A 12,215-nucleotide genomic window follows, 5' to 3' on the forward strand; every position below is an offset into this window, starting at 1 on the left:
CCAAGGGAGCGACAATGCCAAACAAAATCTACTGGCAAACTCCGAAAAACAGACAACTAACAAGATAAATCTTATCCAAGAAGAACCGACTCTACCAGAAGGACAAGTACCCTTAGATTCATCCTTTTATATCGATCGCCCGATTGTCGAAACTAATTGTTATCAAACGGTATTGCGATCGGGTTCGCTCATTAGAATTAAAGCCCCCCGTAGAATGGGTAAAACCTCCTTAATGGTCAGAATTTTAGATCGTGCAGCACAACAAGGCTGTCAGACCGTATTCTTGAGCATGAACCTGGCAGATCGAGATATGTTGCAAAGTTTAGACAAATTCCTGCAATGGTTTAGTGCTAGTGTTGGTTTGGGAATGCACCTACCCAATCGCATATCTGGTTATTGGGACGAATTATTTGGCAGCAAAATTAGTTGCAAGATTTATTTCGAGCAATATTTATTAGCGAAAACGGATCGACCATTAGTTCTAGCTTTAGATGACGTAGATCGATTGTTTGATTATCCCGAACTTGCCGATGAGTTTTTTGGTTTGCTGAGAACTTGGCACGAACAGGCAAAAAATCGCGATATTTGGAAGCAATTGCGTTTGATTGTCGCTCATTCTACAGAAGTATATATTCCCCTGAATACGAATAAATCTCCTTTTAATGTGGGATTGCCGATTGAATTGAAACCTTTTGATGAAGAGCAAATAGAAAAACTAGCTGAAAAATACGCTCTAAATTGGTCTAGAGAATGTTCGTCAAAATTAATGGCTATTACTAGCGGACAGCCCTATTTAGTACAACTAGGATTATATTCTCTCTGGCAACAAGATATTTCCCTAGCAAAACTATTAGATCGGGCGATCGATGGAGTGGGGATTTATGCCAATCACCTCCAAAGACTGCTATGGACTCTCGAACAAAATCCTAAGTTAGCATCGGCATTTAATCTAGTTTTACAAGCGATCGATCCCATCGAACTAGAATTAGTGCAAGCATTCAAATTAGAAAGTCTCGGATTGGTCACTCTTCAAGGAAACCAAGCCATTCCCAGTTGTAGTTTATATCTAAAATATTTTCGCGATCGCCTGAATGATTAGGTAGTAGGTACTAGGTAATAAATAACTAATAACTAATATTTCGGTGAGTAAAGGGTTTAGCATTCGATCCAGTGTAGGTAGCAGCAATATGACCGTTACCAGTAACTTTATATTTGTAGGTAACCAAACCTTCTAGACCTACAGGTCCTCTGGGGGGCATTTGTTGGGTACTAATGCCTACTTCTGCCCCGAAGCCATAGCGAAAACCATCGGCAAAACGGGTCGAGCAATTGTGATAGACTCCCGCAGCATCTACTTGGTTTTGAAAGATATCTGCATTGGCTAAATCTTCGGTAACGATCGCATCGGTATGTTTCGATCCGTATTGGTTGATATGAGCGATCGCACTATCTAAAGAATCTACTATTTTAATGGCTAAAATTAAATCGCTATATTCCGCCTGCCAATCTCTCTCTTTAGCTGCTTTAACATCAATAATTTTTTGGGTTGCTTCATCTCCCCGCAACTCTACTCCTTCATTAGTCAGTGCTGTAGCTATGGGAGGTAAGAATTCGGCAGCAATGTCTCGATGGACTAATAAAGTCTCGATCGCATTACAAGCTGCGGGATAGTGGGTTTTGGCATCTACGGTAATATTAATTGCTTTATCTAAATCTGCTGCTTTATCTAGATATAGATGACAGATACCATCGGCATGACCCAATACGGGAATGCGAGTGTTGTTCTGTACGTATTGAACGAAGGAATTAGAGCCTCTAGGAATAATTAAATCGACATATTTATCTAATTCTAGTAACTGTTTGATTTCTTCCCTGGTAGTTAATAGTTGCACCGCAGCAGGATCGACTTCCGTAGCTTCTAAAGCTTGGCGAATTATTTTGGTTAATACCTGACAAGAATTTATGGCTTCTCTACCACCTTTAAGGATCACTCCATTGCCCGATTTGATTGCCAGGCTGGTAATCTGAATTAAAGCTTCGGGACGAGCTTCAAAAATTATTCCTAACACTCCTAGAGGACAAGTAACTCTTTTTAAGATCAATCCTTCATCTAATTCCCGATGAATTTGGCTGACTCCGATCGGATCTGCTAATTTAGCCACATCTCTCACCCCAGCGATCGCCGCTTCTAATTTAGATTCTCCTAATTTGAGTCTGGCATATAGTGCGGGAGCAATATTGTTTGCTTCTGCTGCTTTTAAATCTGCTGCGTTCGCTGCTAGTATTTCCGCTTTAGCTGCCATTAGAGCTTGTGCCACCATTTCTAGGGCAGTATTTCTCGCTTCTGTGGATAATATGGCTAGTTTGCTAGCTGCAAGGCGAGTTTGTTGGGCAATTTCAATTAGAGAAGGGGATGCTACCTCAGAGATGACCATACTTATTACCGATCTTTTAAAGTACGGATTATTTTATCAAATTAGCTATTATTCTTAACTTTCATTCTCATAAAAAGATAGAGTTTCAAATTGGTAATTTTGTGCCTTTTCGGATGTTTGTCTGTCAATGAAATTAAAGAATAAGGTATCCAGTGAAACCACCTAATCTGAGTTTTTTATTGCACGATGTTACAATTCCTGGGGATCGTTAATAATTATTGAAAACACTTGACAATATCGCTAAGTTAATGGTGCAAAAAATAAACGGGATTGAGAACAACCATGACTTTACCTCCATACGCATTAGCTCTAATTGGTGTATTGCTTGTTGGCTACCTAGCTGCTATTAGCATTGGTACTTGGGCATACTACGCGAATGAAAAGGACTATTAAACTTAGACTGCTGAATCAATAAGAAAATTCCAGATCTCAATTAGGATCTGGAATTTAACCTTCGGTTAGTTATTAGTTAATTGAACTAAAAACTAACTACTAACTACTAAAAACTCTTTTAATTTCTCATCTTCGGATTGCAAATAAGACTCAATCTTCATCCAGAATTTGAGGCGAGCGATAAACTGCATTACTTAATTGGGCAGTTTTAACTGGTGCTATTTGCTCGATCGTAGCCTTTTTCTTGCCGACAGGAGGAATTTCTAAAAGATCTCTCGATCCAGTAACTCCCTGTCCGATAAATAATAACAATGCCAGACAATTAAGTACGATATGTACGTTACGCCAAGTATTAGTGCGATCGCGATATATATCATCCACAATGGCAATGGAAAATAGCATGAGTAATGATACGGCAATACCATAGTAATAATGAGACCAATACCATTCTTTAGTCAATCGCCAGACTCCATCTTGACTTCCGAGGATAATTAATCCCATTCCTGTCATGGTGGCAAAAACCCCCCGCCAGAGTTTGGGTTTAGCCTTTAATAAGAGAATCAGAGAAGCAATGGTAGCAGCGAATAATAAAAGAATTAAGATGGCTTGGGGATTATTCTTTTCCCAGAGATTATTTTTAATAAAGCTTTTATAGACAATAGAATAGGCGATCGCAATTAAGGAAGCGATCACCACGCTACTGGAAAGCCATTTACCGATTTTGACGTGATCTCTACCAACGGTGGGAGAAATTTTACCTTTATTTTTCTTAGCATCTAAACGACGCTGGCGAGTTTGCCAAGCAAAGTTAGTCACTACTCCAATCATAGGAAAGACAAAAGCTACTACTAATGCAGGATGAATCAAGGCAACCAAATCTTGAGTCCCTAAATGGGTAAAAGCCAGATACTTCTGAGGCAGCATTGCTGCCATCCATATATTTGGGTTCATAGTATTTACGGAAATTTTTTAATTAGTTTATAGATTTTTCAATCTCCTCTCAGCAAGTTAAAGCACAATTATTAAAAATAACTGAATTTTTCATAATCTTAAAAATGTGCTACCAGCCTGCAAGACAACTTGTTGATACTTCTTTGAATACTATTTTAGTAATTATTCCCGTACGTAATGAGGAAGTAACAATTGCTACAGTCATTCGAGATTTACAAAAATTCGGTTTGAGTAAAATTAGAGTCATTGATAATGGCAGTAGCGATCGCAGTGCGGAGGTAGCGCGAGAGGCGGGCGCAGAGGTATTTTACGAATCTGTTGCGGGTTACGGGCAGGCTTGTTGGCGAGGTTTGCAAAATATTCCCCCAGAAATTGAGTGGATTTTGTTTTGTGATGGGGATGGTAGCGACGATTTGAGTTGTTTGCCCGAATTTTTGAGTTTGCGATCGCAATACGATTTCATTTTAGGCGATCGAAGGGCAACTTCTGCTGGTAAAGCAGTCATGACTCCCGTACAACATTTTGGCAACGGTTTGGCAGGTTTATTGATTTATTTAGGCTGGGGATATAAATTCCACGATCTCGGACCTTTGAGGTTGATTCGTAAATCGGCATTAGACAAAATTGCCATGCAGGATCGGGGTTTTGGTTGGACGGTAGAAATGCAAGTCAGAGCGATCGAAGAAAAACTAAAGATTTGCGAAATTCCTGTCAACTATCGCCCCCGACAGGGAGGAAAATCCAAGATTTCTGGCACTATTTCGGGCAGTTGGCAAGCAGGTACGATTATTTTAACTACCTTGGGTAAACTATATTGTTCCAGACTCACCCCGTCACCCCGCCACTCTCTACTTCTTTGGCTGACCGTATTTTTATTAATTCTGGGATCGATCGTTGCATTGCCCTATGGAGATTTTCGCCAACCAGAGAATGTAATTAATTTTGGTTATGGCATGGGCATAATGTGCTTGGGATTTATTTTTTCTGGGAATTTAAAATCCCTTAATTTCTGGTGGTTTTGGTTAGTAGCAATTGCCACCCGCCTAATTTTATTATTTATGTATCCTGGAGATGATATCTGGCGATATCTATGGGAAGGATATATTCAAAATCAGGGTTTTAGTCCCTACGAATATGCCCCCAATGCTGTGGAATTAGACTATTTGGCTACTCCCTGGCGATCGCTTATCAATCATCCCAGTGTATCGGCAATTTATCCTCCTATTACCCAACTAGGTTTTAAATGGTTAGCAGCAATTTCTCCTCATGTTTTGTTATTTAAAACTAGTTTTGCGATCGCCGATTTATTGACTTGCTGGCTATTAACCAAAAAATTTAGCTATCTTGAGACGAGTTTCTATGCTTGGAATCCTCTAGTAATTTATTCTTTTGCGGGAGGAGGGCATTATGATAGTTGGTTTATTCTTCCTTTAGTTGCTGCTTGGATTATTAGCGATCGCCAAACATCCGATAATCTTTTATTCTTGATTCTTCAGTCTTTACTAATTGGTATTAGTATTGCCGTCAAATGGATTTCTTTGCCTATTTTAGGATTTTTAAGTTGGATGGCTTTATTAAAGACTAACCTTAAAACAGCAATTATAGTTATGGCGATCGGAATTCTTCCTATATGCCTATCAGCATTAGTCTTTTGTAATAGCGATAGTTGCTCTCTGATTCCTACTAGTTCTACTTTTGTCAGTCACGGACGTAGTGCTGAATTTTTCCCTCACTTACTAGCTAAAATTTGGCAACCTTCAATCAAAACTAATAGTATTTTTACTATTCCTTTAGGTTTGATTACTTTTTTTTACTATTAAAGCTTAAAAAAATACAACAATTTGTATTAAACTTTTTTGCAGCTTTATTAATAATCTCCCCCATAATTCATGGTTGGTATTTTACTTGGATATTTCCTTTTGCTGTCGGAACAAAAAATTGGGGAATAAAGTTACTTAGTCTGTCAGCTTTTATCTATTTTGTTTTACCCTATCGTCAAGCTTTAGGGAACAAAGACTGGAATTTAACCGATATTGAAACTTATTGTTTATGGTTGCCTTTTATCTGGGGACATATCTGGAGTATCTATAGAATAAATTATAAATAATATAATTAGTTTGACAGCAAAATCACTGAGGTCATAATTAAATATCAAAGCTAAATTATTTACTGTAAATTATTCAATCTAATAAAGGGCTGCGCCCTAGTTATTAGTTATTAGTTATTAGTCGGTTCAAAAGCTAAAGAATCAAAGAGTTTTATAAAAATCACTATACTTCTCGATCGCTTAACATTTTACAGGATTTTTAGATAGAGATGAAACTTATAGATTTTCTTATGGCTAATTATTATTGGCAATTAAAAATATTGAATATTTATGAATATAAGCCATCGATCGCAATAGATGAGTTTGTTTTACCTGCTTCTGCTCTGGGAGTTACTAGAATCTGCCGATATGAAAGGTAAAGTCGAATTTATTTAAAGATTTTAAGCTTCGATCAAGATCATGCCTGTTGGTAGAAATTATAAATCATTACAACACTATCTAAACACTATCTGGTGCTTCTCCTAAATAAACTTCGATTACCCTGGGATCGTTTTGCACTTCATCCATTTTCCCCTCACAAAGCAATGACCCTTGGTGCAATACTGTTACCTTGTCGTTGGCTATTTGACGCACGAATTCCATGTCGTGTTCGATCGCAATAATCGAATGGCTTTCTGCTAAAGATAGTAATAGCGCGCCGACGTTTTCGGTTTCTTCGTCGGTTAACCCTGCGGCGGGTTCGTCTACTAGTAGTAAATCGGGAGATTGGGCGACTAGCATCCCGATTTCTAGGCGTTGTTTTTCCCCATGAGAGAGTAAATTAGCCGAGAGATTGGCTTTAGAATCTAAGCCAATAGTTTCTAATAAACCCCCGACGGTTCTAGCCTCATTTTTATTAGGGCGACTAAAGAGTGTAGAAAAAACATTTTTATTTTGATTGCAAACTAAATCTAAATTTTCTCTAACAGTTAGGTTTAAATATACCCTAGGAGTTTGAAACTTACGTCCGATACCCAAACGAGCAATTTTAAATTCGGGAGTTTTTTTGAGGTTTTTGCCTTTAAATAATACTCTACCTTGAGTGGGCTGAACTTTGCCCGTAATCACATCCAAAAAGGTAGTTTTTCCCGCACCATTAGGACCAATAATTACTCTCAATTCCCCAGTTTCCATACTGAAATTGAGATTATTGAGAGCTTTAAAACCATCAAAGCTAACAGTTAAATTTTCAATTTCTAAAATCTTACTCATTATTAACTACTAATTATTAATTACCTTCCAATTCTTGACGTTCTTTTTCTACTTCTGGATCTTCTGACAAGCTAGGATAAGTACTTAATTCTGGTTTCAAACCTAAGAGCGATCGCAATTTATCCCAACCATAACCAGTCCACCAACCAACAATGCCATCGGGCAATACTGTTACGACAATCAGGAATAATGCCCCTTGAAAAAACAACCAAATTTCGGGAAAACTTTCGCTTAAAAATGTTTGTGCTAAACGTACTAACATCGTGCCAATAATCGCGCCGATTAACGTACCTCTACCTCCTACAGCTACCCAAATTACCATTTCGATCGAGAAGGCAACTCGCATAATGCTAGGGGTAATGATACCCGTTTGCACTGTATATAATGCCCCTGCAATTCCTGCGATCGCACCTGAGATGGCAAATACTAATACTTTGTATCCTGTAGGATCGTAACCAGAAAATCTGACCCTAGTTTCGTCATCTCTAATTGCTACCAAAAGACGACCAAAACGTCCGCTAGTTAACCAACGACATAAAAGATAAACGAGAACTAATAAAATAACAGTAATAATATAAAAGGTACGTTGAACGTTAGCCGAACTAGCTAAAACATCAAATATTTTTTCTGTATCTGTTTTTAAGCCATTCGTGCCGTTAATTAATTTTTGTTGACCGTTAAAAAAGTTATAAAAAACTAATAAAGCAGCTTGAGTAAGAATTGAAAAATATACCCCTTTGATGCGATTGCGGAATACTAAATAGCCAATTAGTCCTGCCACAATTCCAGGAATAATAATTAAAGCCAAAATAGTGACGGGAAAAGAATAAAACGGCTGCCAAATCCAAGGTAATTCTCTAACCCCATAAAGAGTAAAAAAATCTGGTATTTGCCCTTCGGGTATTTGCAATTTGAGGTGCATCGCTAGGGCATAACCGCCCAAGGCAAAAAAGATACCGTGACCCAAACTTAATAAACCTGTATAGCCCCAAATCAGATCGATACCCAACGCCACAATTGCTAAAGATAAAAATCGACCGATAAGACGCAATCTAAAAGCAGGTATAATACTGGGCAAAATTACCGCCATAACGATAACCAATGCCACAATAATTGCCGTCTCAATTATTCTGTTCCTCTTTTTCTTTTGCTTAATTTTAATTCCCGTTTCACTATTCATTATTAATTACTCATTATTAATTGCTTATAATTCTGCCGTTCTTCCTTTCTGGGGAAATAATCCTGCAGGTTTGATTTGTAAAAAAGTGATAATTAAGGCAAACACCATTACTTTTGCCATACTGCTAGTAGCAAAAAAGAAGAAGAAATCCAATAAAGCTTGGGGTGCTTTCATATTAGTTAACATCAAAGCTATAGTACCCGAACCAATTAAGTAATTAAGTATCCCAATACCCAGTGCAGCCAAGATCGTACCCAAAAGATTGCCCACGCCGCCAACTACTACCACCATAAAGGTATCGACAATATAGTTTTGTCCAGTATTTGGTCCAACAGATCCCAGCAAACTGACAGCACAACCAGCAATTCCTGCCAAACCCGAACCCAAAGCAAAAGTCAGCGCATCTACTTTATCGGTAGGGATACCCAAGCAAGAACTCATAGTGCGATTTTGAGTCACTGCCCGTATTTTCAAACCCCAAGTGGATTTTTGTAAAAACCAATAAACCCCAATTAAACAAAAAATAGTTAAAACAATAATAAACAAACGCACGTAGGGAATCTGAAAACCTAAGGCATCAGTACCACCTCTTAACCAAGCGGGAGCGGTAACGTCCACATTTCTAGCACTAAACCAAGGTTTGGTTAAAACTGAATTATTACCTAACAAAGAATAAAAAGCGATCGCAATTCCTGAAGACAAGACTAACAATAATGCGATCGCTCTATTTTTAATTCTCTCCCAATTTAAACGGCTTTTAAGTAATTTCATCCCGCCAAAAAACAGCAGACAAAATACACCAATAGACATAAATAATAGCCAGCTAACGCTACGAACAAACTGTTGCAAAATCAAACTGACTCCCCAAGTTGCCAGCAAAGTTTCCAAAGGTCTGCCATAGAGGAAGCGAATCGCCCCCCGTTCTAAAATTAACCCCATAATTGCCGAAACAATAAAGGCGATGGGAATTGCCACAATAATATATAAACTAAACCAAGGTTCTCCCAGAGGCTTAAAAATATTTTGGACGACGAAAGTAGCATAAGCCCCTAGCATCATCAATTCTCCATGAGCTAGATTGATTACTCCCATCAATCCAAAAACAATTGCTAACCCCAAAGCTGCAATGAGCAAGACAGAACCAATACTTAAACCGTTAAATAAACCTTCAATTAATGTAGACACATCTCTTAATTTATCAATCAATATTTATTAGAAATAAAAATACTATAGAGTGCGTCACAATAATTATGAAACGCACCCTAATAAATAAAGCAACTGCTAATTGTCAACGATCAATTATCCATTGTTCATTGATTGCTTAGGCTTTATACTTGCCGCCTTTTGCTGGATCTGTCCAGTCGCAAGCAAAACCTTTAGTTTCTTTTACGTATTGATTCCAAGGAATAGGATCGAGAGATCCCTCTGTAGACCATACTATGTCAAATAATCCGTCATCTCTTACTTGTCCCAAACGCACGGTTTGAGAAATATGGTGGTTGGGTTTCATTTCGACTGTTCCTTGAGGTGCGTCAAAAGATTGCCCTACTGCTGCTGCACGAACTGCTTCAAGGTCTGTTGTACCCGCTTGTTCTACTGCCTGTTTCCATAGATAGACCATGATGTAGGCAGATTCCATCGGATCGTTGGTTACTCGATCTTCACCGTATTTAGCTTTGAAATCGCTGACAAATTTATTATTTTGTTCTGTTTCTACGGTTTGGTAGTAGTTCCAAGAAGCATAATGACCTTTGAGATATTCTGGGCCAATTTGTCTGACTTCTTCTTCTGCTACGCTGACAGACATGACAGGATATTTGTCGGGAGTTAAACCAGCACCCTGCATCTGTTTGAAGAAGGAAACATTGCTATCACCGTTAAGACTGTTGAAGATTACTCCACCGTTAGGCAATGCAGCTCTAATTTTAGCAATAATCGGAGTTACTTCCGTATCACCTAAAGGCAAATAGTCTTCTCCCACTACTGTTCCACCTTCTGCTGCCAATTGCTCTTTGATAATTGTGTTGGCAGTGCGAGGAAAAACATAATCAGAACCAACTAAGAAAAATTCTTTGCCTTTATTCTCTAGCAACCAAGCAACCGCAGGTTCGATCTGTTGATTGGGAGTCGCACCTGTATAAAAAACGTTGTTCGAGCATTCCTGTCCTTCATATTGAACGGGATACCACAACATATGTTTTTTGGATTCAAATACGGGCAATACTGCTTTACGACTAGCAGAAGTCCAGCAACCAAAGACAGTTACTACTTTATCTTGGTCGATTAACTTAGCCGCTTTTTCGGCAAAGGTAGGCCAATCAGATGCGCCATCTTCCTTGATGGGAATAATTTTTTTGCCTATAACTCCACCTGCAGCATTAATTTCGTCAATAGCCATCATCTCGGCATCGACAACAGTGGTTTCACTAATTGCCATCGTCCCACTTAGAGAGTGAAGAATACCAACTTTAATTCCATCTCCCGAAGCAGCAGCACAAGGGTTTGCCGCACAAGGATCGGCAGCCGTATCACCTCCGCCTCCTCCATCAGCACAACCTTTTAATAATAAGCTGGCTAGTACTCCTGTAGAGCCATAGAGTAAAAATTTACGTCTTCCGAATTGTGACATGACCTGTGTATATTTATTAATTCTTTTAATCAGTTGCGATCGCTTGACTATGCAAGCTAATAGCAAACTTAGAATTACTTACGAGCGTCATAAGTATTTCGTCTGAAAAGAAATTGTACTCTGCAATACCAAAAAAAGTGAAATCAAATATACAAAAAAAAAGTACAGTTTATACAGTTAACATCTGACCAATATTACTGAAGAGCTTTTGTACTGGTTCGTTTGGCTAATTGTTAATTAGAATATGAAGATTTTACTAAGTAAAGAAAAATTAAGCAAAACCTAAAAATAATTGGATTTATTGAGGAGTAAGAACTAGGAACACTTAAATTTAGTTTAACAAAAATAAAGATCGCAAATGCAGCTATCACCTCAAGAACGAGATAAGTTAACTATCTTTACTGTTGGCTTGCTGGCAGAAAGACGTAAAAATAAAGGCTTAAAATTAAACTATCCCGAAGCAGTAGCCTATATATCAGCAGCTATCCTGGAAGGTGCGAGGGAAGGTAGATCTGTTGCCGAATTAATGAGCTATGGCACGACTATTCTCAGCCGAGATGAAGTTATGGAAGGCATACCCGAAATGATTCATGAAGTACAAGTAGAAGCCACTTTCCCCGACGGCACAAAATTAGTCACCGTTCACAACCCGATTCAGTGAGCATTTATCATTAAACATTTATCAGTTTGTAGTCTAAGTAAAAAACCAATAACCAATAACTAATAACTAATAACTACGAGCAGTTCGATTAAAAACTCTAAACCTATAATTAAACAACGATCGCAAATGATTCCAGGTGAAATAATTACCCCATCGGGGACAATCGAACTTAATGCAGGGAAAGAAACCCTAGAAATAGAGGTAGCTAATACAGGCGATCGCCCGATTCAAATCGGCTCGCATTTTCATTTCTATGAAGTAAATTCTGCCCTCTCTTTCGATCGCGAAGCTACTAGAGGAATGCGCCTTAATATTCCGGCTGGTACGGCAGTTAGGTTTGAACCAGGAGACGAAAAAACCGTTATTCTAGTTGCGATCGCAGGTACGAAAGAAATCTATGGTTTTAATGGACTGGTGGAAGGGAAGGTTTAAATGACGGGGAGACTAGGAGACTGGGAGACTGGGAGAATAAAAAATGTTTAATGTTTAATGTTCAATGATAAATGTTCAATGAAAAACGTTGCTAGATTGGGAATTGGGGGGCCTGTAGGTAGTGGGAAAACTGCTTTAATAGAGAGTATTGTCCCTCTATTGATGCAGCAGGGAATTGAAGTGGCGGTAGTTACTAACGATCTTTTGACTACCGAAGATGCTGACAGACTCAAGAA

The 12,215-nt window shown here is 38.4% G+C and carries 12 protein-coding genes; 6 read left to right on the forward strand and 6 right to left on the reverse strand.

The genetic code is table 11. The features are described from left to right. Positions 1-1,099: AAA-like domain-containing protein (locus AC33VI_RS00665; protein WP_491780343.1), on the forward strand; the 1,099-nt coding region annotated here is incomplete at its 5' end. A gap of 25 nt (positions 1,100-1,124) precedes the next feature. On the opposite strand, the gene proA is transcribed toward AC33VI_RS00665, so the two are convergent. Continuing rightward, positions 1,125-2,435, reverse strand: a complete 1,311-nt coding sequence (gene proA, locus AC33VI_RS00670; RefSeq protein WP_491780344.1) for a glutamate-5-semialdehyde dehydrogenase — start codon at positions 2,433-2,435, stop codon at positions 1,125-1,127. 282 nt (positions 2,436-2,717) lie between these two features. Between proA and AC33VI_RS00675 the strand changes: the two genes are divergently transcribed. Next, positions 2,718-2,828, forward strand: coding sequence for an endonuclease (locus AC33VI_RS00675; protein WP_491780345.1), 111 nt, complete (start codon positions 2,718-2,720; stop codon positions 2,826-2,828). A 150-nt stretch (positions 2,829-2,978) separates the two neighbouring features. Here AC33VI_RS00675 and AC33VI_RS00680 read toward each other — a convergent pair whose 3' ends face one another. Continuing rightward, positions 2,979-3,779 carry a DUF4079 domain-containing protein gene (locus AC33VI_RS00680; protein ID WP_491780346.1) on the reverse strand — a complete coding sequence of 267 codons (801 nt, stop codon included), beginning with the start codon at positions 3,777-3,779 and terminating at the stop codon, positions 2,979-2,981. 104 nt (positions 3,780-3,883) lie between these two features. Between AC33VI_RS00680 and AC33VI_RS00685 the strand changes: the two genes are divergently transcribed. Beyond that, positions 3,884-5,599: a glycosyltransferase family 2 protein gene (locus tag AC33VI_RS00685; protein ID WP_491780347.1), complete on the forward strand. Its 1,716-nt coding sequence runs from the start codon at positions 3,884-3,886 to the stop codon at positions 5,597-5,599. 725 nt (positions 5,600-6,324) lie between these two features. On the opposite strand, the gene urtD is transcribed toward AC33VI_RS00685, so the two are convergent. From urtD to urtA, 4 genes are all read right to left on the reverse strand, one after another. Further along, positions 6,325-7,080, reverse strand: a complete 756-nt coding sequence (gene urtD, locus AC33VI_RS00690; RefSeq protein WP_491780352.1) for an urea ABC transporter ATP-binding protein UrtD — start codon at positions 7,078-7,080, stop codon at positions 6,325-6,327. A 13-nt stretch (positions 7,081-7,093) separates the two neighbouring features. Next, complete coding sequence (gene urtC / locus AC33VI_RS00695; protein ID WP_491780348.1) at positions 7,094-8,257, reverse strand: urea ABC transporter permease subunit UrtC; 1,164 nt, start codon at positions 8,255-8,257, stop codon at positions 7,094-7,096. A 24-nt stretch (positions 8,258-8,281) separates the two neighbouring features. Continuing rightward, the gene (urtB, locus tag AC33VI_RS00700) at positions 8,282-9,442 is read right to left on the reverse strand and encodes an urea ABC transporter permease subunit UrtB (RefSeq protein ID WP_491780353.1); all 1,161 of its coding nucleotides are present in this window, start codon (positions 9,440-9,442) and stop codon (positions 8,282-8,284) included. A gap of 136 nt (positions 9,443-9,578) precedes the next feature. After that, positions 9,579-10,886 (reverse strand): urea ABC transporter substrate-binding protein, encoded by a 1,308-nt coding sequence (gene urtA, locus AC33VI_RS00705; protein ID WP_491780349.1) that lies wholly within the window; start codon positions 10,884-10,886, stop codon positions 9,579-9,581. Positions 10,887-11,244: 358 nt separating this feature from the next. On the opposite strand from urtA, the gene ureA reads away from it, so the two are divergent. The 3 genes from ureA to AC33VI_RS00720 form a co-directional block, all read left to right on the forward strand. Continuing rightward, a complete protein-coding gene (gene ureA, locus AC33VI_RS00710; RefSeq protein WP_491780350.1) occupies positions 11,245-11,547 on the forward strand; it encodes an urease subunit gamma in 303 nt (100 codons plus the stop codon). Positions 11,548-11,673: 126 nt separating this feature from the next. Continuing rightward, complete coding sequence (gene ureB / locus AC33VI_RS00715) at positions 11,674-11,979, forward strand: urease subunit beta (RefSeq protein ID WP_491780351.1); 306 nt, start codon at positions 11,674-11,676, stop codon at positions 11,977-11,979. Between the two features lie 78 nt (positions 11,980-12,057). Continuing rightward, positions 12,058-12,215 (forward strand): GTP-binding protein (locus AC33VI_RS00720; RefSeq protein WP_491780354.1); only part of this gene is annotated, 158 nt, incomplete at its 3' end.

Source organism: Waterburya sp., assembly GCF_058530065.1.

Coding starts and splice junctions, on each gene's coding strand:
- proA (WP_491780344.1), bottom strand. CDS start 2,435: ATGGTCATCTCTGAGGTAGCATCCCCTTCTCTAATTGAAATTGCCCAA.
- AC33VI_RS00675 (WP_491780345.1), top strand. CDS start 2,718: ATGACTTTACCTCCATACGCATTAGCTCTAATTGGTGTATTGCTTGTT.
- AC33VI_RS00680 (WP_491780346.1), bottom strand. CDS start 3,779: ATGAACCCAAATATATGGATGGCAGCAATGCTGCCTCAGAAGTATCTG.
- AC33VI_RS00685 (WP_491780347.1), top strand. CDS start 3,884: ATGTGCTACCAGCCTGCAAGACAACTTGTTGATACTTCTTTGAATACT.
- urtC (WP_491780348.1), bottom strand. CDS start 8,257: ATGAATAGTGAAACGGGAATTAAAATTAAGCAAAAGAAAAAGAGGAAC.
- urtA (WP_491780349.1), bottom strand. CDS start 10,886: ATGTCACAATTCGGAAGACGTAAATTTTTACTCTATGGCTCTACAGGA.
- ureA (WP_491780350.1), top strand. CDS start 11,245: ATGCAGCTATCACCTCAAGAACGAGATAAGTTAACTATCTTTACTGTT.
- ureB (WP_491780351.1), top strand. CDS start 11,674: ATGATTCCAGGTGAAATAATTACCCCATCGGGGACAATCGAACTTAAT.